This window comes from Thermococcus sp., assembly GCF_027008145.1.
Lineage (GTDB): Archaea > Methanobacteriota_B > Thermococci > Thermococcales > Thermococcaceae > Thermococcus.
This window is the reverse complement of record NZ_JALTCZ010000025.1, coordinates 1-25024: the sequence shown is the minus strand read 5'-3', so window position 1 is coordinate 25024 and position 25024 is coordinate 1. Positions and strand designations below refer to the sequence as shown.

Genomic DNA, 25024 nt, shown 5'->3' with positions numbered 1-25024 from the left:
CTCCCCCGCCGTTTTGTCTTTTGGTGGGGAGACGTGTTCGACCCGAACTGGGTCATAAAGACATACGTAGAATACGGTGAGATCATCTTTGATATCCTCACGGTTCACAGGGAAGCGTACGAAAATACTCCGCAGCAGGTTGACTTTATAGTCTCCCTCCTGCGAAAGTACCATCCAGATGCGGTGGAAGTACTCGATGTCCCCTGCGGCGACGGCAGAATAAGTCTTGGATTTCTAGAGAGGGGCTACAGAGTCACGGGAATGGATATCTCCCCAAGCTACATCAGGATTGCCTCGGAAAAGGGCCAAAAACATCCCGGGTCAAGGTTTCTGGTTGGTGATATGAGGGAGATGAACCTCAGCAGGAAGTTTGACGTTGTGATAAACTGGTTCAGCAGCTTTGGATATTTTGACGAGGCAACGAATCAAAGGGTTCTAGAAAATTTCATCGACCACCTCAAGGAGGGTGGTGTTCTCATACTTGATATCCTGAACAGGGATCACTACATCCAGAAAATGGCCGCTGTTATATACGAATGGCGCCCCGAGATACTGGTTAGGACAAGAAAAGGAAACTTCTCCTTGAGGTACTCCTTTGATCCCTACACAAGCCGCCTTACCGTTGAGGTTAAGGGGGAGAATCTAAGTGAGCCTCTCTACTACAGCATGAGACTCTACAGCCTCCACGAACTGATCAAAATGCTAAAAAGCAGGAACATGGAAGTCCTTGAAGTCTACGGGGACTATTCCGGATCAAAATACAGGTTGTTTTCACCGAGAATCATAATCGTTGCGAGAAAGAAATACCATAGGGACGATGAGGAGAAAGCACCTCCTCTGAGAGATGAAGAGACGCCCACGGTCCGAGTCCCTAAAGTGTTAAAATCAGGCTGTGCCTCCACCTAGTTCCGGCCTTGAACTTAACGTCCTTCAGCGAGTAGCCCAATTCTTTCCCCTTCTCAGTTATGGCATCTAAAAGCGGCTTCTTATCTGGGAAGAACAGGGCAACTTTCCCACCGGGCTTCAAATAGTCAAGCACCTCATCTATCAGCCTCACCGAGAAATTCTCACCATACAACCCACCACCGACGCCCTCCTTTTCCGTTAAAACGCCCTTCGTTGGGGCCTCATAGTAGGGTGGGGCCGAGAAGATAACGTCAAACCTCTCGCCTTCGGGAATTACTCCGCGGATTATTCCTCCGTCGCTCTTGATGAGCCTTATTCTCGCGCGGTTCTTCTCAACGTTCCTCCTCGCGTATTCGAAGAACTCATCATCGAGCTCAGTTGCAGTAACATCACAGTTGAATATCTTCTCCGCCATGAGGGACATCAAAGCCGTGTGCCCGGTCCCTATCTCCAGAACCCTTTCACCACCACGCAGAAACGTCTTCAGAAAGAGGTAGCGCGAAATCGGAGTGGTCACAAGGCCCCTAGGGTGATAATCTATATCAAGGTGGAAGACAGCCTTTGCTATGGCTCTGTTGTAGAGTATCCTAACTTTCCTGTTTGAGAAATCGAGCCTCCCGTGCTCGTCCATATACCTTTCAAGCTCGGGGAAGAGCTTAACTGCTTCCTTCACAGGTAAGCCCAGCTTTCTATCCTTCCAGAGGGGCATGGGAAAAGTTGGAGGGGGAATTTAAAAGCTCACCCCTTCGGGTTCATCAGCCTCCCCATGAAGAGTATCGCTTCTGTTTCTCTGTCGTAGATGAGGAAAATGAAGGGGTGATCTGCCCTGAAGACCTTGGGCTTCTCCCGCTCAACGGGGGCACTCAGGGTCATGGTAACTGCCGTTGCAGCTGCAGCCTCGGTTCCGTTCTCGGCGACGCTTATGAAGGTCTTATGAACCACGTCGCTTATCGCGAGGTTGCCTTCAGGTGAAATGCCCGAGAAGTCCAGCACCATGAAGGCTCTCTCCATGCCCATATCTGCAAGGACACCCCTCAGATGGTACTCCCTCTCAAACCTGAACTTCGGGAGGGTCACCTTCACCCTCTCTTCCCTCGTGCCGTTCATGATTTCCTCGATTAACCCGGTGCTCAGGTTGCCCTCGACGTCTTTAAACTTCCCCTTTCCGGGGAGGATTATCAGCATGACAAGTCTTCCGCCACGGTAGGGCATCACGAGGGCCTGAAGTTCGTCGTTTTCAAAGTAGGGGAACTTCACGGTCTGATGCATCATCGGAACCGTAACCGGGCCTCTCGGAGAGTGGAACGTCCCGTTCCTTGTTTCGTCCGCCCTGAACCTGCTCAACCAGTTGGCCTTGAAGTAAATCGCGTTCGTTATTATCAGCCTCGTTTCGGGGCTGGGCTTCGATACGATGTCCTTAATCCTGCCGTTCGTCCGATTCTCGACCCACGCGTTTATTTCCCTTGCAGACCCCTCAGGGTCGCTAATGAAGTCGAGGCTCTCCACATTGCCCATCTGACCTCCTCCCCGCCGTGAACGGCGAGGGTTCCAACAGTTTAACCCCTCGCCATTGACGGGGAGGTTTGAGGGGTCTCATTAAAACCCAAACCAAAACGGGTCTTCGACCCCTCCGGGAGGGCCTTCCCCCGATTACCCCTACCCGCCGTTAAACCCGGCAGGCTCGGGGTTATGGTTTTAACAACCTTCTTCAAAATGTTGAAAGCCCCAACTAAGTCCGCATTGAATACAAGCCCCGTCACGGGACACTTAAACAATCCCCGAACAAAACGGGCCCCTTCATGGGGCTTCCCACAGACGGGGCAAGTTTTTGAAGTAAAAGCCTCATCAACGACCTCAACTTGAATACCATACTCCTCCGCAACTTCTTTCAGCCTTTGAATCACCGTGTTAAACCGCCAAACGTGAGAGAGAATGAAATTTTGCCTTTTACCTTTATCGGGGTTTCTGGCAATTCCCTTCGGATAACCAACTACAATCCTCGAAACTCCGAGACGATAAAGCCTCTCTACTGTTTGTCTAACTGCCGTGTTGATGTAGTGTTTGGCCTGAAGTTTGGCCTTCTCGTGCATTCTCCTGAGTTTTCTGCTCGTTTTCGCTCCAGACTTGTTGAGTTTGGACTGGTAATCAGCAATCCTCTTTTGCCAGTAAAAGGCGATGCTCTTTAACGGCCTGCCGTTCACGAGAAAACTCTCACCGTTTTCCACATAGACAGCCATCAAGTTGTTCACTCCCAAGTCAATACCCGCTGAGAGGTTTCCTAAGGGCTTTCTTGGAACTTCAAACCAGCCTTCTTTGGTCAATTTCTGACTGACCGTCAGGCTGATTTTCGCAGACCATTTTCTTTTCACGTCGTCGTAGATGATTTCAAGCCTCCCTTGTTTGCCCTTCAAGTGTATCCTACCCTTGAACTGAATTTTTAACTTACCGAATTTTCCGAGTCCTTTAAGGATTAACTTGTTGCCTTCAATTTTGTATTGGTCGTTCCTGAGGATGATTAAGGGTTTTCTTCTCCCACCTTCCTTCAAATGGTTTGGAGGTTTTGGTTTGAGCCATTTGGGGAGTTCTCCGGACTTCTTTTTCCTTGCAAGGGAGAAGAAACTTCGCCATGCTTCAGTATTCTTCCTGCAAATCTGCTGGACTGTCGCCGAGCCAATTTCTCGCTTGAACTCCTCATAGACGATTTTCTCAGTTTTAAGAAAATCCACTGGTTTACCCTCAAAGAATTCTTGTCTTCTTAGATAATTCACTCGATTCCAGACTTTAGCCCCAATATCGGCTAACTTGAAAAGGATTTTCTCCTGTTCTTTTGAGGGCTGGAGTTTGATTGTTACGCTCCTTTTCGTTTTAACTCACGCTCCCATTGGGTTTCAACGTAGTGCTTAACAATCTCATCCGTTATGTAGCCGACTGAGGGGACAAAATAGGAGCGAGACCAGAGTCTCCCGTGAGTCGTTTTGCTCCTCAGTTCTGGAAATTCTTGGAGGAGTTTTCTGGCGGTTTTGCCCTTCAAGTGGTTCACTATTTGGGCTGGTGAGAGGTTTGGCTTTGCTTGCAGGAAAACGTGAACGTGGTCTGACATTACTTCGAGGGCAATGACTTCACACCCGATTTCTTCCGAGTATTCCTTGAGCATTTCCTTGAGCCTTTCAGCGACTTTTCCGGTGAGAATGCCCCTCCTGTATTTTGGTATCCAGACGAAGTGGTAGGTTATGAAGTGTTTTGCGTGTCGTGTTCTTTTGATTCTTGGTGATTCTGGCTTCATTGTGAATCCTTTTCTGTATTACTGCTTAAATGTTTTTCACTTTCCTGTTTGAGGGCTTGTTCAGAATTACTGTATCCCCGCCCTGAAGGACGAGGCTTTCAGAAGAAAAAAGTCATTCCGCGTGACCCCGCTCGCTCCCTCGTAAGCCATCGCAAGAGCCGTCTCAACGCTGTAGGGCGAGAAGAAGACGTTACCACCATCTTTGACCAGCTCAAGGTAGAGGTTAACGGCAAAGGCGTTGATTGCCCCAACGATGGGCCTTTCATGGCCCCCTTCCAGCACGTCGTATCTGGTGTTCGGCGAGAAGGATGATGTGGTTGATGTCGTTGACGGCCTCTCCTTCTCAGCTTGCCCTAAACAGCCTCCAACGATGGCAACGAAAAGAAGAAGGAGCAAAACGGCCCGCTTCATGAAACCACCGGGAGGTATTAGGTGGGGGAGTATAAATAGTTGGTGATGACTCTAAAGAGGTTTAAAGCAAAAAGGATCAGAGAAGAGCCAAGGCTGCCATCACCTTGGCATCCTCCACCATATTTTCTATCTTCGCGTACTCGTTGGGCTGGTGGGCGGTTTCATCCAAAGTCGCCCACACAACAGCGGGCATGCCGAGCTTCCTGAAGAAGGCGGCAAAGGTTCCACCGCCTATGCCCCCGACTTTGGCTTCTCTGCCGCGGAGCTTCTTGATCGCCTCTTTGAGCAGTCTAACGATTTCGCTGTCTGGATCCGTCGGCTTTGGAGCGTCAAGCCTCTGGAGAACATCAACATCTATCTCTGGGAGGATTTTCCCATCAATCTCTTTCAGGTATGCCCCTCTGACCTCTTCAGAGAAAGTCCTTACCTCGTTGAGGATTTCGTCGAGGCTGTAATCGGGCAGAATCCTGCAGTCGAAGACAACCTCGTGCTCTCCGGGGGCTATGTTTGGAGAATCTGCCGGGTTTTTAGCCATCGTCGGCTCGAAGGTGCTCTCAGGCGGCTCGAAGAGTTCATCCCTCCTTGAGTACTTCTCGTGGAGAAGCCTGTCGAGGTGGTAGGTCAGGTCTAGGGCAATGCGGTGGGCGTTGAGGCCCTTCTCCGGCATGCTGGCGTGAACCTGCTTTCCTTTAACCCTCAGCCTGAACCAAAGTATGCTCTTTTCAGCCACCTCGATGAAGGTTCCCTCCTCGTTTCCACCGTCCGGGACGAGAACGAGGTCGTCCTTCCTGAAAAGCTCTGGATGGTTCTTTATCAGCCATTCAACCCCGTAGTGACTACCGGTTTCCTCATCGCTGACGAAGGTGAGGATTACTGTCCGCTTTGGCCTTATTCCGAGGTTCATGAGAGCCTTCACAGCATACAGAGAGGCGACCAGGCTCTGCCCGTTGTCTTCCGCGCCCCTTCCGTAGACCTTCCCGTCCTTCACGAGGGGATTGAAAGGATCGCTTTTCCATTTGCTCAGGTCTCCTGGCGGGACAACATCAAGGTGCGTTAGAATCCACAGCCTCTCGCTTTCTTTACCTTTTTCGCCGTAGTAGTAAGCCAGAATGCTGGGCCTGACGCCGTTCTTGGCCCTTCCGTCGGGTGCTTCATAAACCTCAACCCTGTCGAAGGGCCAGTCCCTTATTATCTCAAGCAGTTTCTGGGCCTTGTCGTATTCGCCCTCGCCACCATAGTCGGGGCTTATGGCGGGGATTTTTATCAGCTCGACAAGGGTTTTCACCATCCCGTCACGGAGGTCCTCTATTTCCTTGAGTACCTTAACTAGAGTATCCCCCATACCATCACCGTAGTTGATAGGGCATCTTACTTAAACATTTTTTGCTACCCAAATGCCTTATATACTACCCCATCATACCCCTCACGTCCGCAGAAGGAAGGGAGGTGTTTGAGTGATAGAGATAACCTTCCTCGGGAGCGGTGGCGGGAGGTTCATCACGATAACTCAGTTCCGCTCCACAGGAGGATTCTACATAAAGGCTAGCAGAAACATCCACGTTGACCCAGGGCCAGGAGCCCTTGTGAGAAGCTGGCGTTACAAGCTCGACCCCAGAAAGCTTGATGTCGTTTTCGTCTCCCACAGGCACGTTGACCACTGCAACGACCTTGAGGTCATAGTCGAGGCGATGACCGGCGGAGCCCTCAAGAAGAGGGGGACGCTGATAGCATCAAAGAGCGTCGTCTACGGCGACGAAACCCACACTCCAGCGATAAGCAAGTACCACCTTGACGTGCTGGAGAGCGTCCACATACCGGAGCCAGGGAGCAAAATACCCGTAGGCGAGGAGGAATTCGTGATAACGCCGAGCCAGCATTCAGACCCAACAACCATAGGCTTCAGGATGAAAACCCGCCTCGGCGACGTCTCCTACATTCCAGATACCGCCTACTTTGATGGGCTTGTCGAGTGGCACGACGGTGCGAGGCTCCTCATAGCGGCAATAACGAGGCCCAGGGACATGGGGATTCCCTACCACCTGAGCACAGACGACGCCGTTGAGATGCTCAAGAGCATGGAGAAGAAGCCAGAAGTCCTGATAATGAGCCACATCGGGATGAAGATGCACTTCGCGAACCCCTACAAGGAGGCAAGGTACATAGAGACGGTCACGGGTGTCAAAACCTACGTCGCCAAGGAGGGCTTCAAGGTAATGATGGACAGAAAGGAAACAGCCGTGAGAACCCTCAGGCCGGCGAGGTTCGTCTGAGCTTTTCCACCTCTTCTTTCACCACCCCGTAGGCCATCTCGAAGAGCCCGTCCCTCCTCTTTTCGGTCGGCCCTTCAACGACGACCCTTATCTTCGGTTCAGTTCCACTGGGTCTAACGAGAACCCACGAGCGATCGCTCAGATTGAAGCGGTAGCCCGAAACCGTCAGGATTTCACTAATTTCTCCTTCAAGCTCCTTCTCAAACCTTTTGGCGGAGTTTTCAACGGCCCTTTCCTTCAGCTCGTCAGGGCAGAGCACGTTTGCCTTCCTTATGTAGTAGGTCGGGATGTTTTCAGCTATTATCCTTGAGAGCGGACCTTTCTCATCTATCATCTTGATTAGAAGTCCCATCGTGACGAAGCTGTCTATCCAGAGACCAAACTTCGGGTGGACAAGCTTCCAGGGTTCGCCGGCGAAAATGGCCTTATAGCGTTTTATCCCGTCGTGGGGCTGGCCGAGGGGAACGCGAACCACTTCTCCACCGGCTTTTTCGACGACCTCGTCTATCCTGGAGCCGGTGTTTATGGACACCACAACAGTTCCACCACCGTGCTCCTCCACGTACCTCTTCGCGAACAGCGCTATTACCGTGTCCTCGTCAACGTAATTTCCCTTCTCGTCGAAGACCGCTATCCTATCGGCATCTCCATCCTGGGCAACAGCTAAATCAACTTTAAGCCTCCTAACGAGCTCACCGAGGTAAGCTATGTTTTCATATCTCGGTTCGGGCTTCCTCCCAGGGAAGTGGCCGTCAACGTGGGCGTTCACGCTTATCACCTCGGCCCCCATCTCGCGGAGCAGGTATGGGGCCAAAACGCTTCCCGAACCGTTCGCCCCATCGTAAAGCACTTTGAGCTTCGTCTCGTGGTTCACGAAGTCGAGAACGGCTTGGACGTAATCCCCTACAACCTCAAGGGATCTGACGCTATTGATCTCATCCCACCGGACTTTCCTGAGGTTGCCCGAGAAGATTATTTCCTCAAGCTCCCTCTCCTGCTCCACATAGAACTCCGTTCCATCCCCGTTGAAGACCTTTATGCCGTTGTCCGTCGGGGGGTTGTGGCTTGCTGTGATCATAATCCCAGCGTCACCGTGTTCCCTCGTGGCCCAGGCTAAAGCTGGTGTGGGGATTAAATCGGCGTCGAGAACCTCCATCCCGCTCGCGAGAAGACCCGAAACCACTGCGTTCTTTAACATGACGCTTGACGTCCTCCCGTCCCTCGCAACCACGACTTTTCCAGTTTTGTACGTCCCGAGCGCCATTCCAACCTCTAGGGCCAGCTCTGGCGTTACCTTCTCCCACAGCTTTCCACGTATTCCAGCTGTCCCAAAGAGCCTCATAGCACCACCGGGCCTATTTTCCCTTCGGGTTATAAACGTATATCGCCAGTCCCCTGAAGTTGACCAGCCTCGTCCCTCTGGCTCTCGGGTCTCCCGACAGCGAGAGAATGCAAACTGGCACCTTAAGATCCTCACCGAGCCTCAGAATCGGGGCGATTATCTCGGGTGTTGGCCTTATGGAGTAGATGGCTTTGGCACCCCTATAGAGCTCAAGCTTTGGTCTGAAGAGGTCGTCCTTTACCGCGTTTATGCCGACTTTTCTGGCGTTCTCGACGGCCCTTTCATTCCAGTCAACGGCTAAAACCTCATAGCCGAGCTCTTTCAATCTCAGGGCAACCTTGAGCTGAAATCCAATCCCGGTCTCAACAATCTTTCCCCTCTCAACGGTTTCCGCTATGAAGTCAGCTAGTCTTTCAATCCCCATGGAAAAAAGTTGGAAGGGGGACTTAAAAGGCTTCAGAATATTGCTTTTCCGCTTCCCTTCTCGAAGATGTGGGCTTTCTGCATGCCGAAGACGACGTCAATTCTCTGTCCTTCACGAACTCTAGAATCGCTCCTGAAGACTCCCAAGAACCTTAGGGCACCGACGTGCAGGTGCACAATCTTCTCGCTCCCAAGGTTCTCAATGATGTCAACGTCCGCCGTGACCATGTTCTCCCCCGGAATCTTCACCTGCGCAAACAAAGCATCGTGTATGTCTTCCGGCCTTATGCCGAAAGTAACGGTTTTGCCGACGAGATTACTCTCCCTCAAAACTTCAAACTGGTCAGGCAAGAGCTTAAGCCTGAAGTCACCAAAATCAACGAACCCATCCTCAGTAAGAGTCCCCTCAAGAAAATTCATGGGTGGAGAACCAATAAAGCCAGCCACGAAAGTGTTAGCCGGCCTATCATAAACCTCCTCCGGAGTTCCAACCTGCTGGAGCTGGCCAGCGTTAATCACCGCGACCCTGTCGCCCATCGTCATGGCCTCAACTTGATCATGAGTCACGTAAATTGTAGTGACGCCAAGCTGCCTCTGGAGCCTCTTAAGCTCGGCGCGCATTTTAACTCTAAGCTTAGCGTCCAAGTTGCTCAGCGGTTCATCCATGAGGAAAACCCGGGGTCTTCTCACGATTGCCCTGCCCAACGCGACCCTCTGTCTCTGACCACCACTGAGTTCTCTTGGCTTCCTGTGGAGGAGTTCTGTTAAGCCAAGCATTTCCGCGACTTCCCTCACGCGCTTGTCTATTTCATCCTTGTGAACTTTCCTGAGTTTGAGGGGGAAGGCTATGTTATCGTAAACCGTCATGTGAGGGTAGAGGGCGTAACTCTGGAAGACCATTGCAACATCCCTGTCCTTTGGCGGGACGAAAACATCTCTTTCCGGGTCCGCTACGAGCTTGTCCCCAATGTATATTTGACCCCTCGTTGGCTCTTCCAATCCCGCTATCATCCTTAATGTGGTCGTTTTCCCACACCCACTCGGACCCAAGAGAATCATGAATTCACCATCCCCAACATACAAGTCCATATCCTTAACCGCCGTAAAACCCCCAAACACCTTCCAAACACTAACAAGCCGAACCTCCGACATCTTACCACCCCTCAAAAATTTGAAAAAGAGTCAGCGCCTCCTCCTGAGGAGGATCGGTACAATGGCTAGGGCAACGAGCAGGGCAGGACCGCATACCCTACCACCGCCGGTTGTCTGGGTGGTGCTGGTGGTCTGAGTGGCTTGGGTAGTGGTTGTAGTCGTCTGGCTGGTGGTTGTGCTGGTTGTCGATGTTGCAGTCGTTGTCGTTGGGGTCGTGGAGGTTGTCGTAGCGGTCGTCGAGGTGGTTGTAGTTGAGGTCTGGGTTGAGGTTCCTCCCTGCTCTCCGCCGGTTCCCTTGATCAGGGGTATCATGAGCACGGTGGCGAGCTTGTCGTTCTTTGCGTCATAACTGCTTAACTGCTGCTCCTGAGTCGGCTTGAACCCTGGCGGAACGAGCTCATCAATAACTCTTGGTGCAACACCGGCTATAATCGCGTCCGGATTGCCACCACCAATCCTCCACTGCTCGGCCTTAACAGCCACAGCACGCCAGTGATCCGGCCCGTAACCATCCTGAGAGCCTATAAGGACGGTCCCATATAGACCGTAGCTCATGTTGAGCTTCATGTACTCCTTGGGCATGGTCACCATTATGGCGTTCTTCGTCGGGTCAACGGAGACCTTGAGGACATCCTTGAGCTTCGTGCCGTTCGGAAGGACAACGTAGTCCTCCCATCCCTCAACCCTAATCGCAACATCCCATGGATGGTGGGGGTCGATGTTAACGTTCGCTCCCGGCCCGCCTTTGTATATCTTTATTGCTGAGGTGTTCCCTCCTTTCTTGAAGTCGAAGTACGCTTCGATCATCTGCAGACTGAACCCATTGGGCCCATTCCACGGGTTGCCTCCCAAATTCCTGAAGTAGAACACCATCAGGTAGCTGTCCTTCTGCTCTATGAGCTGAAACCTCGTGAGGTCGAAGACTCCTGGTTTGAAGACCTTGTCAGTTGGGTAAGTGTAGTTCCCAGGCCCATGATCATCGCCAACCGGATCCTTCATGTCAACCAAGACGATGCCCTTGACCTGCTTTGGGAGCTTGAGTTCAACGGGGGTGCTTATGACCGAGAGGTTGCCGTTGTGAAGTGTTGAGACGGCGAAGTAAACGTCGGTCGGGCTCTCAAGGTACTTGAAGGGCACGGTAACCTCTATTCCACCATCAACCTTTGTGGCGTTCAGCTTTGCTATAAGCTTGTAGGTATCGTAGCCGGTGGCATTATAGATCGCCACCGTCCCGTTGGCGTAGCTCACATGCGTCGTTATCATAAGGCCAACGCTCTGGGCACTGTAGGGGAAGGTCGTGTAGGTCAGCTCCTTCGGAACAGGCTGGCCGATGGTGAAGGTGTTGCCTATGAACCTGTTGGGGTTCCACAGGCTTATCTCAAAGTTGCTCAGGTTGCCCTTAACGATGAAGTGGAAGCCGTCGCTGTCAAAGTAAACGCTGACTCCCTTCGCGTAGGGGCTGAGGCTGGAGTAGTTAAGCACCTGCCCCTTCTTCAGCCCGACCGTTTCCCTCACAAGGTACGGCTGGCCATCAGGGAAGTAGTTGCCATAGAGGTAGCTCGGTGGGTTTATCCCTGCGAGTTTGTACATCTCGTAGAGGTTGTCCTTGAAGAGCCTTCCAAAACCCTGGTCGAAGCCGCTGTTTTGATCGGGTCCATACCACCAGAACCAGTCACTGCCCTCGGCACGCATGAGGTACTCAAAGGCCCTGTTCCACTCCGCTGAGGACATGCTTGATTTGTGTTCGAAGAGAGTTTTCCTGGCGAGATACAGCCAGTACCAACCCATGTTCTCCTGTCTGTCACCAATCCACGTGGAGAGCGTTCCGTCCACCCAGCTTGACTCGGGCCAGAGGTGCGGTCCCTTTACTCCAGCGAGCTTGTAGAGCTCGTCTAGGCTTGTAGCCTTCTCAAGGGCCCCGGTATGGTCTTTGAGATCGAGATAGGTCATCATCCTGGGTTTCAGTACGTTCGCCTTGTCCCCGTACATCTGGATGTACTCATCGGGTGTGACCGTCCTTATAAGGCCCTCCTTCTGGAGCTGCTCAAGCTTCTTGTATAGCATGTTCAGGAACATGTCCCCCTCATACGGGTAGTTCTCCCACGGGTTCTCACCGTCGAGTGCAATCACGTAGACCAGCGAGCCGTCATAGTTTTGTTTCTGTACTTCGAGGAGCTGGTTTACAAAATCGTTGACGGCTTGCTCCTGATTCATGCCTGCGTAGTTGAAGCCAATCCTGTCGCTCAGTTCGTGATCCCTCGGGAATATGTATATCTTGGTCCCGTTGAAGTCCGCCACCCAGGGCCTGAAGTAGTTGGTAACGTTGTAGGGGACGCCCATCCTTTCAAGGACTATCTGGTCGCTTATCACCCACTCCCAGCCGTTCTCTGCCAGGAGCTCGAGGGTTTCATCATTTAAAGTGCATTCCGCTTCCCATCCACCGTTCGGCAGAGCCTTCCCATCACCGAGGTACTCCTTGTACAGCTGCTCCCCCTTCTTAATCTGGGCCACGAAGTCGCTCTCCCATCCAAAGTCGTTGAGTATCGGTCCTATCGGGTGGGCATACGGGACGAAGGTTATTGCGTCGGGGCCGTTGCCGAGGTACTTGTTCACCGCTTTGTAATAGTCAAAGGTGTGGTTTATGAGCTCCATCTGGATGTCAAGAACAGTCTTGAGGTCATTCCTCGTGTAGCCGCCGGTGTTGACCTTATCGTAGAGGGCCTTGAGCTTGCTGTTGTTCATTATGTAGTCATGGGGAAGCCAGGCGAGGTTGAAGAGGACGGCGAGGTCGAGGTAGTCCTGATAGCTCAGACTCGATGTTATCTTTACCTTCTGCTCGTTCAGGGGGAGGTTCGCGTACTTGGCAAAGAGTGCATTTCTCTCGTTCAGCAGATCCGTGTACCTCTTCCAGAACTTCCTGATAGGATTGCCATTGCTGTCAGCCAGGGGCTCGCCGTTCCAGGGTATGGTGTTGTCAAAGAATCCGCCGGGAACTTGAAGCATTATCCACTTCTCTTGGGTTGTTAGGGGTTCCCCGTTGGCGAGCTTCCAGCTTATTCTCTCCCTGATGTCCATTGATCCGTTCATATACATGGCTATCTGCTGGATCAGCGAACCCGATAGGTCTATTGTAACGTGTATGTCGGGATACTTGGAGAGTATTGCCGGCATCCTCCAGTAATCCCTGACCGCGTGGAGCCTGACCCACGGGAGGACAAACTGCTTGGACACCGGGTCGTAGTAGAAAGGCTGGTGCATGTGCCAGACTATGACCACGTTCAGGGGCTTTGGCTCGGCTGCTCCAACTGTCTTGAGATTCGCTCCTACAATGCTTCCAGCCACCAAAATGGCAAGGAAAAGGGCAAATACCTTCCTCATGCTATCACCTCATTCCTTCAGACCTCCAACGGTGAGGCCACTCCTTATGTAGTTCTGGGCAAGCATAAATGTTACAAACACCGGTAGGGCAAACAGGAGCGCAGCCGCTGCAAAGTAGCTCCAGTCTATTCCCCTACCTATGCCACCCAGCAGGGTGTATATCCATACCGCGAGGGGCTGGTTCTCCTGCCCGAGCAAGAGACTTGCCAGGATGAACTCCGTCCATCCTCCAATGAAGGCGAATATTGCAACGGTCGCTATTCCTGGCAGTGCCATTGGAAGTAGGACGTACCTTATTATCTGCAGGTAGCTCGCCCCGTCAACTAAAGCTGCCTCGTCAAAGTCGGGGCTTATGGAGTCTATGTAGCCTTTAAGGAGCCATGTGTTGAAGGGAACGCTTCCAGCAGCGTATATGAGCGAGAGCGCTGGCAACTTGTCGTAGAGACCGAGCTTGACGACCATGCCGTAGAGCGCTATCAACCCCGCTATTCCGAGACCTCCCGCGACCTGTGTGAACATGAGGTAGAAGTAGAGCACGTGCTCCCTTCCGAAGAACTTCATGCGCGAGAACGCATAGGCCGCTGGAACAACGAAGAACAATGCCAGCAGAACCGTCAGTCCTGCCAAAATGATGCTGTTCTTGAGGTACTTGAAGAACGTTGAGTTAACGAACTTCCCCAGAAGGGTAAAGCTGGCCTTTCCGTTGCCCCTGACGATGATGTAGCCCTGCATCTTACCGGCAACGTTGATGTTTCCAACCTTACCTTCTGTTAGCGTTACATCCCTGATTATTGCGAAACCTATCTTTCCCCCGTTCTTAAGTTCCGTTAAGGTGAGCAACCCTCTTATTTTGCCGTTGAGAGTGCCTTTGGCAACGGGGGCGTTGACCGCAAAAGCGATGTTGCTGACGTTGACAGTTATCACGGCACCCGTGAAAGGCCCGTACTTTATTTTGCCCGTCATAACTCCCTTGGTAACGTAAAGCCTTCCATCTTTGACGTAGGCATCTCCCCTTATCGTACCCGTGAAATTGGTCACTATACTGTTGCCCGAGAGCCCAAAGAGAACCTCCCTGTAGGAATTCAGGCTGACATTTCTAGGTATGAGGTGCAGTTCGGTGGTCGCTAAAGTCGACGTTGGACTTATGGAGACTATGAAGATGTAGTAGACTGGAAAGAGGATTATAGACATGACGAGGATGGCCAGGAGGGTCATCCCGACGCTCTTCAGGCTTACCTTTCTCATCCCTTCGCACCCTCCTGAAGTCTTGTAATCTTAACGTTGACGTACATGTAGATTGCCAGCACAGTCGTCGCTATGACCATCACGGCAGAAGCCCTGCCGTAGTATGGCGTCGCACCGAAGGCCTTCATGAAGCCATAGAGCAGAAGGAACTTGTCCTGGAAGAGCCCGGCGTTGTAGATATAAGGCACCATGAAGTACTGGAAGCTGGCAGCACTCGTGAGTATCGTCGCGAAGGCTATCGGCTTTCCTACAGCCGGGAGGACAACGTTCCTGAACCTCTGCCAGTAGTTGGCTCCATCGAGTATTGCAGCTTCAATGAGAGTTTCGGGTACGGACTGAAGTGCGGCGGTAATGACGGTCATCATGAAGGGGTAGGCCAGCCAGACCTCTATAATGTTGAGGGCCACAAAGGCCCAAGTTGGGTCGTTAATCCAGTTTGGAGGGGAAGCAACACCTATTGATTTTAGCGCCTTGTTTATCGGCCCGAAGACGGGGTCGAACATGAACTTCCAAACGGTAACCGAGAAGAGCAGGGGAAGCGCCCAGGGTATTATAAGGAGTGAACGGTAGATGAACTTCCCCTTCACGTGCTTGCTCGTGTAGAGCAGGCTAAGGAACACACCAACAATGACCTTGAGGGTAACACTCGTGATAACGAATATCCATGTCCAGAGGAATGCATCCCTGAAACCCGGGTCGCTGAGGATCCATCTAAAGTTCTCAAGGCCCACGAAGTGCAGTGGCTCAACCGAGCTACTGGGGTTGTATATCGGGAAGTTGCCGAGCTGGGCGTTGGTGAAGGCGAGGTATACGGAATACACTATCGGCCAGAGGTTGAAAAACAGGAACGCGGTGATTCCAGGAATTATCAGGAACAAGGCCACCATTGTCGTCTTTTTCATCCTGTATCCCTCCTGAATTAGAGAAAAGAAAGAGAAAAGGCATCAACCTTTCATGCTCTGGAGTATCTCCTGCTGAGCCTTCTTGAGTATGGCCGGTATGTCCGCGGTGGCCGGATTCTTCAGTATGGCCGTGATGGCGTCAGCGACACCAGTCCAGACGGCGGCCATCTTCGGGCTCTTGGGCATCAGGTAGGCGTGCTGAACCGCTTGGGCGAAGCCGTAGAGAACCGGGTCGGCCTTGATCTGCGGGTCATCGAGAACCTTGGTGAGAACCGGTATGTAGCCTAGCTGGAGGGCGAGCTGCTTTATAACATCAGGGCTGGTCGTGAACCACTTGACGAACTTGATAGCAGCATCTAAGTTTTTGGCGCCTTTGGCGAAGTAGAAGAGCTTCACGCCACCGTATGGCCTCGGCCAGTACTCCGTGCCGTTTATCACGATGGGCGGGAGCGGCTCAACCCCGAAGTTTATGCCGGCCTTCTTGACGCTGGCTATGCTCCACGGGCCGTTGACCATGAAGGGAGCGCGCTTCTCAAGGAATATGCTCTGCTGGGTGTTGTAGTCGGGGGTTGGTGCCATGTAGGGCCATATCTCCTTGAAGAAGAACTCGAAGCCCTTTATCGTCTTCGGGTTGTCAAGGCCCGGCTGTTCGGTCTTGTCGTCGAAGTAGTAGCCTCCAAAGGCTTGGGCTATGGCCGAGATAAAGTAGGCGTTTATAGGCCAGGCGATTCCATACATCTCCTTGTTCGGGTCATAGTACTTCTGCATTATCTGCTTCATCTGGGCAAAGGTCTTCGGCGGGTTCGGAACCATGTCCTTGTTGTATATCAGGGCGACCGTCTCAGCCGCGAAGGGCATCGCATAGTAGTGTCCCTTGTACTCCATTGCCTCCCTGGCCACGGGGGCGAACTGGTTGAGAATAGCGGGGGTTATTGCATTGTCTATGGGCTGGAGGAGACCGGCCTCGGCGAACTTTCCAATCCAGTCATGTGCCCATATGAAGAGGTCAGGACCCTTTCCGGCTGGAATCGCTGCCTTCAAAGCGCTCTCAAGGTCAGACTTCTGTTCAAAGACTATCTGAACGTTCGGGCAGAGCGCCATGTACTCCGCTGCTATGCTCTGGAAGACCTGAAGTTCGTTGGGCTGCATTGCATGCCATATGACGATCTTCCCGCTCCCGCACTCGACCTGCGAGGTGCTGGTACTGGTTGTCTGGGTTGGAGAGGAAGTAGTGCCCGAAGTGGCACTTGAGGTAGTGCTTGAAGCCGTTGGACTCTGGGTCGTGGAGGGACTCGCGGTGGATGTCGTTGTTCCCCCACCGCTTATACAGCCGCTGGCCACCACGCTAAGGGCCAGAACGGCCACTAACAACAGACCAAACAACGCTTTTTTCATAACTGACCACCCTTTTATCTGGGTAGTTTAGTATCATCGCTAGTGATATATATATCTTGCGCTTCCCTGAACCTCAGGGTACCAAAGAGTACCAACTAAGGGAGGGGCTCAGCAGTGTTCACAAGTCCCCTGAAGCGGGTAGCGTAGCGCCTTTTTGGGCCCAACGATGATGAATGATGCAGGCTCAAGGAAAAGCCCATCCCTCAAAGAATCAAGCTCAACTTTAACTAGATTTGGCCCTCTGTTTATTGCCACGAGAACCCTCTCATCCCCAAGGACTCTTTCGTAGGCAATGACGTCCCCTTTGAAGTAGACCGGCCTGAAAAGGCCCACCTGAAGAGCCCTGCTCTTCCTCCTGAGCCCCATAAGCTCGCGTGTAACACCGAGAACTTCACCGTCCCAACGGCCCTCCTCCCACTCCATCGGGGTTCTTCCCGTGCCCATTCCTTCACCGGAACCCCCAAGGCCAACCTCATCCCCGTAAAACACGGCCGGAACACCCTTGTAGGTCATCAGGAAAGCCAGTGCACAGAGGTATCTGTTTCTATCTCCCCCAACGAGGTCGAGGAAACGGGGGACGTCGTGGTTGTCGAGGAAGTTGTAGGTGAAATATTCGGCCGGGCCGTAGTGGACGCTCAACATGTTTAGCTCGTTCAGGAACTCCCCTGCGTCCATTTCCCGGAAGACGAAGAACCTCAGGATAGCATCGTAGAGGAGGTAGTTCATGACCCCATGGAAGACGTCAAAGAGCCACAGCCTTCCGTCGTCCATGACCTCGCCGAAGAGATAAGCCCGCTCGGGAAGCCTCTTCCTAGCCTCACGCCAAACATCGGGCGGAACTCCATGGGCAACGTCGAGACGCCAGCCGCTTGTACCTCTCTTCAACCAGAAACCCATCACGTCGGCTATAAAATCGACCACCTCGGGGTTATCATGGTTAAGCCTCGGCATCAGCCAGACCGAGAAGAAGGTCTCGTAGTTCCAGCCGAGTTCCTTCAAGGCGTGGTACTTCTCCCTCCAAGGCGTATCCTTTTCGAGGAGACTCAGAAAATCAGATGTAACAACCGGAAACTTCAGAGGGCGGTAGAATCCCTTCCATTTACTCTTTTCCCCCTTCCTGACGACATCCTGAAAGTAGGGGTGGAAAAAGCTCGTGTGGTGGAAAACACCATCGAGGACAAGCTTTATGTCCCTCTCCTTGAGGACGCTCACGAGCTCCCTGAAGGCCTCGTCTCCCCCAAGTCTCCTGGCCACGTGGTAGTAGTCAACTATGTCGTAGCCGTGGTAGGTCATCGACTCAAAGATGGGCGTCAGGTAGAGGGCGTTGACACCAAGGTTCTCCAGATGGTCTATGTGCTCCACGATTCCCTTCAGGTCTCCCCCGTGGAAGAACTCGCCCTTCAATGGAAGTTCCTTTTCCTTGATGCCAACGGCGAACCTATCGGGCATTATTTGGTAGAAGACGCTCTCCAACGGCCAGCTGGGGGCTTTGAGCTTCCTCGGAACGGCTTTAAATGGGCCGAGTATTTCTCTCGCTCCAGAGCGACTCTCAACTAAAAAGGAGTACTCAATATCACCGCCATGGACGGGAACCACGGTCTCCCAGTATTCGAAGAGCGAATCCCTTGCCTTGAGGAACATCCCAACTTTCTCCCCCCCTAACTTGAAGGAAGCCGAGCTCAGGAGCCCCCTCCTGGCCCTCAGGAGGACGTGCGTCCTGCCGGCAAAGGAGTAGAGGTACGTAAGTGATGGCCTGTGGAAGAGCTCGTCCTCACCAGCTACCTCGGCAACGCTCACCTCCCTCTCGAACTTATAGGCAGGCCTCCTGTAGGCTTCCACCCTTGGATTCTCAGGGTCGGGTGTGAACTCTCCTCCAAGGGAAAAGGCGTAGTGCCAGAGACCCTCGGGGAGGGCAACCCTAACCTTCCACCTCGCACCATCTTCCTCCATCCTGAAGGAGCCCTCGTTGAAGGCGTTGAAGCTTCCGAGGAGATAGGCGTAGGGCTCCCCGCCTGTGGGGACTGAAAACTCGACTATGGCTACCCTTCCAAAGCGTTCGTCAGGTTCGAACCCGAAAATTTTATACACCTTCATCACCAAGGTATCACTACTGATGAATAAACTAGGGATAGTGACACTTAAAAACATGGAGGTCTCAGCATGAAGGAGGAAGAGATTGTTGAGAAGCTTCAAAGGCTCGGCCTCACGAAGTACGAGAGCCTTGCCTACATAACCCTTCTGAAGCTCGGGCCGAGCAAGGCAACCGACATAACTAAGGAGAGCGGGATCCCCCACACGAGGGTTTACGATGTCCTGAGCTCACTCCACAGGAAGGGCTTTGTTGACGTCATGCAGGGCTCACCGAGGCTTTACAAGCCCGTGAACCCCGAAGTCGTCCTTGAACGCATAAAGGAGGACTTCATCGAGGACATTGAGAACCTGAAGAAGGCTTTTATGGATCTCTACCGCGGTGTTCACGGCGAGGAACTGCCGGAGATCTGGACAATACAGGGCTTCGACAACACAGTTGAGAGGGCCGAATACGTGATAAGAACGGCCAAGCACGAGGTTCTCATAAACACCCCCTTCGAGTTCCTCAAGCTCCTCAAGAGCGAGATAAGGGCCAGGAAGGACATAATCTTTGTCATAATCAGCAACTTCGAGGAGATCCCAGACTGGCTGAAGGGGGACAACGTGATACTTGCCAGGAGCGGAGGTGCGCCGTGGCTCATGGCCAGCTGGATAATAGGGGACATCGAGTATGCCCTCTTCTTCGGTGCCCTGCCAAAGGACAGGAGAAGGGAGAAGTTCTACTCCTTCTGGGCCAAAAGCCCCAAGATAATCCAGAACTACATGCACTGGTTCTACACGATATACTTCGACAACAGCGAGGTGATAAAACCGCTCAACTATGAAAAGCTTCCCAAGCCCCTCGCCCTCGTCAACATAAGGACGCTCATCACGCTCCTCAAGTTCGCAGGGCTTCCGAGGAAGGCTGAAATCGTTGGGAAAATGGTGGAGACTAAGGGGTTAGTAAACCTCAGGGGCACCATAGTGGAGTACGAGTACACGCCCCTCACGGCCAACATAACCTTCAGGTACAACGGCAGTGAACTCAAGGTTGGCGGGATAGGTAGTTACTTCGAGGACGTCGAAGGTGAAAGATTTATTCTCTTGGAGTGATTCTCATGAGGGTGCTCTTGCTCTCCTTCGAATACCTCCCCGTCAAGGTGGGTGGCTTAGCCGAGGCCGTGACGAACATAGCGGAAGGGCTTGCTGAACTCGGCCACGAGGTCATCGTCTTTACTCCGGATCACGGAAAAGGGCTTGGAGAACCCGTTGAGAGGTTCAGGGTTCTAGCCTTCGGTGAGGAGGTAGAGGTTGAGGTAAGAAAACGCGAGGAGAACGGTGTAACCGTTTACTCCTTAGCTGGAGGATTGCTGAGCGAAAGCGATGTCTACGGCCCGGGCTGGGAGGGACTCTTAAAGAAGACTGTCCTCTTCGGAAAGGCGAGTGCTGGCCTGCTGAACGCCATCATCGAGGAATCCAAGCCAGACGTCGTCCATGCCCACGACTGGCACACCGTCTTTGCCCTCGGGCTGATAAGGAAGTACTTCGGGATAAGGAGCGTCTTCACCGTCCATCGGCTCAACAAGGGGAAGATAGCCGGCCAGTACTTCCACGAGGCAAACCTCGCTGAACTGGCTCCTTATCCAGACATAGACCCGGAGCACACAGCTGCATATGTAGCTGATATGGTGACAACAGTAAGCAGGAGCTACATGCTGGAGGAGTGGGGCTTTTTCGGAATCTTTGAGGGCAAAGTAACCCACGTTTTCAACGGCATAGACTGCTCCTTCTGGAACGAAGAGCTCATGGAAACGGCGAACTTCCCAAGGGAAGAGCGCAGGAAGCGTATCCTGGAGCGCTTTGGTCTCTCTGACGGAAAGGCGTTTATGTTCATAGGGCGCTTCGACAAGGCCCAGAAGGGCGTTGACACACTCCTGAGGGCTATTGAACTACTCTCAAACGACCCGGCCTTCGCTGAAATGCGCTTCATCATAGTGGGCAAGGGCAATCCCGAACTTGAGAGATGGGCAAAGGACGTTGAGAAACGCTTCCCGCAGAACGTAAGGGTCATCACGGAGATCCTTCCAAGGGAGACGGTAAGAGAGCTCTACGGTTCCGTTGATTTTGTCGTGATCCCATCAAACTTCGAGCCCTTCGGACTGGTTCAGCTTGAGGCGATGTGTCTCGGGGCGATCCCGATTGGAAGTGCCGTGGGAGGAATAAAAGACACCGTTATAGACGTCAGAGCCAATCCCGAGGGGGGTACGGGCTTCCTCGTTCCGCCCAGGGATGCTTTCGCCCTAGCCACTATCATGGTGACAACCAAAAACCTGGACACTGAAACCCTCCAGAGACTTAGGGAGAACGGGAAAAAGAGGGCCAGGAAAGACTTCACGTGGAAGAAGGCCTGCAGGAGATACCTCAACGTTTACACGGGGAGCGTTGACAGGGTTATGTCATTCCTCCGCTAGCGCCAGCCGAAGTTGCTCAGAAAATTCCTCTTCAACCTTTTTATTGTCCCGGAAACGCCGAGTGTTCTAAAGATGGTCTTCGAGCCGTTTATCTCCGTGACGAGCGTTAGTGCAAATCTGAGCTCTTCAACGTGCTTCCTGTCGACCCGCACAATGCCGGTCTGGCTCTTTTCATCAAACTTTATGAACCACGGCTTTGCTTTGGCAGAACCGAGAACGCCGAGCGTTGAAAGCGAGGCCTCCCATACGGCCCTCCTAACTTCCTCCTTTTTGAAGGACCTTTCACCGACGACCTGAAAGGCTATGTAGCGGTGCTTGTCTCTCAGAGTTGGGGGCAGATACTTCGGCTTCTCCCTCATGTTCCCAACTCTGTCCGCCAACCTTTTTAAGCCATGCCCCCAGGCTGAATTAGCGAGGTGAGACCTTGGTGTGGGAGACTCCTTACTTCTCATACGCCGTGCGAGAGCTCCCTAAGGGATGCCAGCTCTGCGTTAGGGGCGAGAAGCTCGTCCTCTTCACCACTGGAAAATGCCCGAGGAACTGTTTCTACTGTCCTCTAAGTCCCTGGAGAAAGGAGGACGTTGTCTACGCCAACGAGAGGCCCGTTAAGAGTGTGGACGACATCATTGAGGAAGCAATAATTCAGGAAGCCAAAGGGGCAGGCGTCACCGGTGGTGACCCGCTCGCGAGGCTCGACAGGACTGTTGAATACATTAAGGCCCTCAAGGAGAACTTTGGGGAGGACTTCCACGTCCACATCTACACCACCGGCGCCTTGGCAACCAAGAAGAACCTCGAAAAGCTCTACGATGCGGGTTTAGATGAGATACGCTTCCACCCCGACCTGTTCAATCCAAATTCGAGGCTCTTCAAGGTCGAAATCGAGAACATAAGGAAGGCCTTCGACTTCGACTGGGACGTCGGCGGCGAGATACCCTCAATCCCGGGCCAGTTCGAGAGGATGAGATGGTACGCCGAGTTTTTGGACGGCCTTGGTGCGAAGTTCCTCAACGTCAACGAGCTTGAGTTCAGCGAGACCAACCTCAGGAACCTCCTCAACAGGGGTTACAGGCCGATAAGTGACGAGAGCCCTGCCATAAAGGGCTCTCTTGAGCTCGGCCTTAGGCTCCTCAAATGGGGTGAGGAAGATACCTCACTCAGCTACCACCTCTGCACCGCGAAGCTCAAAGATGCCGTCCAACTCAGGAACAGGCTTAGGCGGATGGCGAGAAAGGTGGCTAAGCCTTACATGGAGGTAACCGAGGACGGGACGCTCCGCTTTGGAATAGCGGAATACGAGGATTTGGATGAGCTCTACGACCTTCTCGTCAACGAGGCGGAAGTACCAGAGGAATGGCTCCACATCAACCGCGAGAAGGGTAGGATAGAGATGCCGGAGGAAGTTGCGGTTGAGCTGGCGGAGGATATAGAAGGGGACGTGAAGTTCTTCGTCGTCGAGGAGTACCCGACGTGGGAGGGGATTGAGGTGGAGAGGGTTCCACTTCCCTGATTTTTAGTTTCATCCCTTGAGTTCATCCGAAAGGGTTATTTACCCCGCTGAATATTAACGGCCATGAGGGTTTTCATCAAGGACTACCTCCTCTCGTGGCTGTTCGTTATCGTCTTCTGGGTTGCTGTCTGGATTTTCGTTCCCGGGAAGGAGAAAAACTCTCGCTCCCAAACATCGTCTCGATTTTCTTCCTCCTACTCATCTTTATCCTCGTGGCTTTGTACTTCGTTGGAAGGGCCCTTGAACGCCACGGCTACTCGCGAAGGGACGTTAAAAGACTTCCAGAAATTATCGAGAAAACCCACGGGAGGCTTTACCTTCCAAAAGAGGTATTCAACATCCTCGGGGACGCCCTTGTCTTTTGGGAATTTTTCAACGGCTGTTTTGCTAACGAAGAGCCCCTTCTGGGGAGTCCTCAACGCCCTGGCAATGTTTGCGCTGATATTTTCGTTTTTCGTCCTGCTTATCTCGATGATAATCTGGGTGGTGGTATTTCCTCTCTCCCTCTACCGGATTTTTAGGGGTAAAGAACCACACAGAGGTCTGGTAGATTTTGTCGTCAAGTATAACCTCTTTCTCACGGGGGTTCTCTTGGCGGTCAGGCTCATCGCGCTTCACGCTGGTGACATCTCTGCTCCCTATGAAGCTAATCGCCTTTGGGAGAAACGACCGCGTTGTGAATGCCCTCTTCGAGCTCTCCGCTCTGAACTTCCTCTTTGGGCTGGTCGGCTTCTACGGGCTTAAGAGATTCGGAAAGGCGACGGTTTTACTACTCACTCTCATCGTCTTCGGCCAGCTGTGGGTTGTCTGGGGATTGCTGTTCAGGTAGAGCAACCTTTAAATATTTCGTGCATGCATGCACTTATAGGTGATGCCCTTGGGCAAGACGATAACCATCGCCGATGACGTCTACTACGAACTTGTCAAGATGAAGGGTAAGAAGAGCTTCTCAGAACTCCTCAGGGAGCTGATAGGTAAGAAAAAGAAGGGCAACCTCGACGTGCTTATGATAGCGTTCGGAACAATGAGTGAGGAAGAAGCCAAGGAGTTCGAGAAGGAAATGAAGGAGGTTGAGGAATGGCTCAACTCCTGGACACCAGTGTCGTAATTGAACTGTTCAAAGGGAACATGAAGGTTTCCGCCCAACTCCCCTCAGAGGGGGAGTATGCTCTCCCCTCTATAGTCCTCTTTGAGCTCCTCTGTGGCAGACTTAAGCCCAGACAGAGACTTACCCTAGAAAAGATGCCCGTTGTAAACTTCGACAGAGCAAGCGCGGAAGTTGCAGGGGAGATATTTAAAGATTTGGCCTCAAAGGGGCAGAGGCCTCCAACGAAAGACCTGCTAATCGCGGCAACTGCAATAGCCCACAATATGACCCTTTATACCTGCGATAGGGGCTTTGAGAGGTTCAAGGAATACGGGCTCAGGGTGAAAACCTTGGAAAAATAACCCCTGTGCTCCCGTTTGCATGATGATGGGTTTGGCCTTCCGAGGTGGTGGGGGTTGAGATTGGGGAAATTTCTCCTTCTTCTAAGCTTCTTTGCCGGAGTCTTCTTTCTGACGGCCCTGTTCAGCCATGCACTCTCCATCTCGCCGGAAAAAAGCCTTCCCTTTGCGGTTATTCTGGCGCTCCTCTATACTCTGGCCCATGTTATCCGAAAGGATGATAAGTTGAGAAAGTCCTGGCTCTTAAAATCCAGGGGTTTGAAGTATCTAATCTTTTTCCTGGGCTCGTTTGGGTTCGGTGTGCTCTTGTTTGGGGTTATGTATCTGGTCTTTGCATAACCGGGGACTTCCTTCGCTTCCCTCGTCGAAGTTCTCGCCTTTCTCTTTGCAGTCGGTTCTTTTCTGATGTTCCTAGCATCGGCGTTTCATAGCAGGAGTAAGACTCCCGAGAAAGTCACTTACTCTTGGCAGAACTTTCTCAAGGAGCTTTCAGCGTCTCTCCTCCTCTTTACAGTTGCATATTTCTCCGGTGTTGGCCTAGAGAAGAGCGTTTCAATGGCTCTCTACGTTTTTGTTGTCGCCGGCTGGTACTACTCCATGATGGCGCATAGGTATGTAATACCCGGGTGGATACTCAAAATCCGGGCAGTCGTTAATTTCGTTGCCGTCAGCTCGGGACTCTACCTTTTTGTAATCAAAAACGCGCTCATAAGTGTTTTAATGGGAGTGCTGTTTGCGTTTGCCTCGGAGAAGGACTACGAGATAACCAGAAAGCTCGTGGAAACGGGACTTCTGGAGAGGAGATACGCCGAAAGCGGGG

Annotated in this window: 25 protein-coding genes and 1 pseudogene; 10 read left to right on the top strand and 16 right to left on the bottom strand. The window is 52.4% G+C overall.

The annotated features are described in order from the left end of the window. Positions 1-33: 33 nt before the first annotated feature. Positions 34-906 carry a class I SAM-dependent methyltransferase gene (locus MVD07_RS01185; protein WP_297497515.1) on the top strand — a complete coding sequence of 291 codons (873 nt, stop codon included), beginning with the start codon at positions 34-36 and terminating at the stop codon, positions 904-906. Here MVD07_RS01185 and MVD07_RS01180 read toward each other — a convergent pair. The 6 genes from MVD07_RS01180 to MVD07_RS01155 all read right to left on the bottom strand — a co-directional run bounded on the left by MVD07_RS01180 (position 872) and on the right by MVD07_RS01155 (position 5942). Beyond that, on the bottom strand, positions 872-1615 hold the full coding sequence (locus MVD07_RS01180; protein ID WP_297497512.1) for a class I SAM-dependent methyltransferase: 744 nt from the start codon (positions 1613-1615) through the stop codon (positions 872-874). The two genes, MVD07_RS01185 and MVD07_RS01180, sit on opposite strands and share 35 nt — an antisense overlap. A gap of 29 nt (positions 1616-1644) precedes the next feature. Beyond that, positions 1645-2421, bottom strand: a complete 777-nt coding sequence (locus tag MVD07_RS01175) for a serpin family protein (protein WP_297497509.1) — start codon at positions 2419-2421, stop codon at positions 1645-1647. A 41-nt stretch (positions 2422-2462) separates the two neighbouring features. Continuing rightward, positions 2463-3752, bottom strand: coding sequence for a transposase (locus MVD07_RS01170; RefSeq protein WP_297497557.1), 1290 nt, complete (start codon positions 3750-3752; stop codon positions 2463-2465). 2 nt (positions 3753-3754) lie between these two features. Further along, positions 3755-4189 carry an IS200/IS605 family transposase gene (gene tnpA / locus MVD07_RS01165; RefSeq protein ID WP_297497506.1) on the bottom strand — a complete coding sequence of 145 codons (435 nt, stop codon included), beginning with the start codon at positions 4187-4189 and terminating at the stop codon, positions 3755-3757. A gap of 66 nt (positions 4190-4255) precedes the next feature. Continuing rightward, positions 4256-4600 carry a serpin family protein gene (locus MVD07_RS01160; protein WP_297497503.1) on the bottom strand — a complete coding sequence of 115 codons (345 nt, stop codon included), beginning with the start codon at positions 4598-4600 and terminating at the stop codon, positions 4256-4258. Positions 4601-4676: 76 nt separating this feature from the next. Continuing rightward, the gene (locus MVD07_RS01155) at positions 4677-5942 is read right to left on the bottom strand and encodes a M20 family metallo-hydrolase (protein WP_297497500.1); all 1266 of its coding nucleotides are present in this window, start codon (positions 5940-5942) and stop codon (positions 4677-4679) included. A gap of 112 nt (positions 5943-6054) precedes the next feature. Here MVD07_RS01155 and MVD07_RS01150 point away from each other — a divergent pair, with 112 nt between their 5' ends. Beyond that, complete coding sequence (locus MVD07_RS01150; RefSeq protein WP_297497499.1) at positions 6055-6870, top strand: MBL fold metallo-hydrolase; 816 nt, start codon at positions 6055-6057, stop codon at positions 6868-6870. On the opposite strand, the gene glmM is transcribed toward MVD07_RS01150, so the two are convergent. The 8 genes from glmM to MVD07_RS01110 all read right to left on the bottom strand — a co-directional run bounded on the left by glmM (position 6848) and on the right by MVD07_RS01110 (position 18795). Next, the gene (gene glmM, locus MVD07_RS01145; protein ID WP_297497496.1) at positions 6848-8212 is read right to left on the bottom strand and encodes a phosphoglucosamine mutase; all 1365 of its coding nucleotides are present in this window, start codon (positions 8210-8212) and stop codon (positions 6848-6850) included. The two genes, MVD07_RS01150 and glmM, sit on opposite strands and share 23 nt — an antisense overlap. A 13-nt stretch (positions 8213-8225) precedes the next feature. Continuing rightward, positions 8226-8636, bottom strand: a complete 411-nt coding sequence (locus MVD07_RS01140; protein ID WP_297497494.1) for a UPF0146 family protein — start codon at positions 8634-8636, stop codon at positions 8226-8228. Between the two features lie 32 nt (positions 8637-8668). Further along, positions 8669-9787, bottom strand: a complete 1119-nt coding sequence (locus tag MVD07_RS01135; RefSeq protein ID WP_297497491.1) for an ABC transporter ATP-binding protein — start codon at positions 9785-9787, stop codon at positions 8669-8671. Between the two features lie 30 nt (positions 9788-9817). Continuing rightward, positions 9818-13165: a glucodextranase DOMON-like domain-containing protein gene (locus tag MVD07_RS01130; RefSeq protein WP_297497488.1), complete on the bottom strand. Its 3348-nt coding sequence runs from the start codon at positions 13163-13165 to the stop codon at positions 9818-9820. Between the two features lie 9 nt (positions 13166-13174). Beyond that, complete coding sequence (locus MVD07_RS01125; RefSeq protein WP_297497485.1) at positions 13175-14410, bottom strand: ABC transporter permease subunit; 1236 nt, start codon at positions 14408-14410, stop codon at positions 13175-13177. Continuing rightward, positions 14407-15312 carry a sugar ABC transporter permease gene (locus MVD07_RS01120; protein ID WP_297497482.1) on the bottom strand — a complete coding sequence of 302 codons (906 nt, stop codon included), beginning with the start codon at positions 15310-15312 and terminating at the stop codon, positions 14407-14409. Before MVD07_RS01120 ends, MVD07_RS01125 begins: the two co-directional genes overlap by 4 nt. A 42-nt stretch (positions 15313-15354) precedes the next feature. Beyond that, positions 15355-16707, bottom strand: coding sequence for an extracellular solute-binding protein (locus MVD07_RS01115; RefSeq protein WP_297497479.1), 1353 nt, complete (start codon positions 16705-16707; stop codon positions 15355-15357). A 108-nt stretch (positions 16708-16815) separates the two neighbouring features. Continuing rightward, positions 16816-18795, bottom strand: coding sequence for a glycoside hydrolase family 13 protein (locus MVD07_RS01110; RefSeq protein ID WP_297497554.1), 1980 nt, complete (start codon positions 18793-18795; stop codon positions 16816-16818). A 72-nt stretch (positions 18796-18867) separates the two neighbouring features. Here MVD07_RS01110 and MVD07_RS01105 point away from each other — a divergent pair, with 72 nt between their 5' ends. Together MVD07_RS01105 and MVD07_RS01100 are read left to right on the top strand one after the other, a co-directional pair. Next, complete coding sequence (locus MVD07_RS01105) at positions 18868-19890, top strand: TrmB family transcriptional regulator (RefSeq protein WP_297497477.1); 1023 nt, start codon at positions 18868-18870, stop codon at positions 19888-19890. A gap of 5 nt (positions 19891-19895) precedes the next feature. Then, positions 19896-21248: a glycogen/starch synthase gene (locus MVD07_RS01100; protein ID WP_297497474.1), complete on the top strand. Its 1353-nt coding sequence runs from the start codon at positions 19896-19898 to the stop codon at positions 21246-21248. Here the strand turns inward: MVD07_RS01100 and MVD07_RS01095 are convergent. Further along, on the bottom strand, positions 21245-21607 hold the full coding sequence (locus MVD07_RS01095) for a ribonuclease P protein component 2 (protein ID WP_297497472.1): 363 nt from the start codon (positions 21605-21607) through the stop codon (positions 21245-21247). The two genes, MVD07_RS01100 and MVD07_RS01095, sit on opposite strands and share 4 nt — an antisense overlap. A gap of 65 nt (positions 21608-21672) precedes the next feature. On the opposite strand from MVD07_RS01095, the gene MVD07_RS01090 reads away from it, so the two are divergent. After that, the gene (locus tag MVD07_RS01090; protein WP_297497470.1) at positions 21673-22758 is read left to right on the top strand and encodes a radical SAM protein; all 1086 of its coding nucleotides are present in this window, start codon (positions 21673-21675) and stop codon (positions 22756-22758) included. 194 nt (positions 22759-22952) lie between these two features. Here MVD07_RS01090 and MVD07_RS01085 read toward each other — a convergent pair whose 3' ends face one another. Continuing rightward, the gene (locus tag MVD07_RS01085; RefSeq protein ID WP_297497467.1) at positions 22953-23177 is read right to left on the bottom strand and encodes a hypothetical protein; all 225 of its coding nucleotides are present in this window, start codon (positions 23175-23177) and stop codon (positions 22953-22955) included. A gap of 203 nt (positions 23178-23380) precedes the next feature. Here MVD07_RS01085 and MVD07_RS01080 point away from each other — a divergent pair, with 203 nt between their 5' ends. From MVD07_RS01080 to MVD07_RS01060, 5 genes and pseudogenes are all read left to right on the top strand, one after another. Next, positions 23381-23587, top strand: a complete 207-nt coding sequence (locus tag MVD07_RS01080) for a hypothetical protein (RefSeq protein WP_297497465.1) — start codon at positions 23381-23383, stop codon at positions 23585-23587. Between the two features lie 48 nt (positions 23588-23635). Then, positions 23636-23866, top strand: a complete 231-nt coding sequence (locus MVD07_RS01075; protein WP_297417953.1) for an antitoxin VapB family protein — start codon at positions 23636-23638, stop codon at positions 23864-23866. Further along, positions 23836-24207 carry a type II toxin-antitoxin system VapC family toxin gene (locus tag MVD07_RS01070; RefSeq protein WP_297497462.1) on the top strand — a complete coding sequence of 124 codons (372 nt, stop codon included), beginning with the start codon at positions 23836-23838 and terminating at the stop codon, positions 24205-24207. Before MVD07_RS01075 ends, MVD07_RS01070 begins: the two co-directional genes overlap by 31 nt. Positions 24208-24267: 60 nt before the next feature. Continuing rightward, positions 24268-24543 (top strand): hypothetical protein, encoded by a 276-nt coding sequence (locus MVD07_RS01065; protein ID WP_297497458.1) that lies wholly within the window; start codon positions 24268-24270, stop codon positions 24541-24543. Between the two features lie 66 nt (positions 24544-24609). After that, a pseudogene (locus MVD07_RS01060) lies at positions 24610-25024 on the top strand (potassium transporter Kef); the annotation flags it as partial.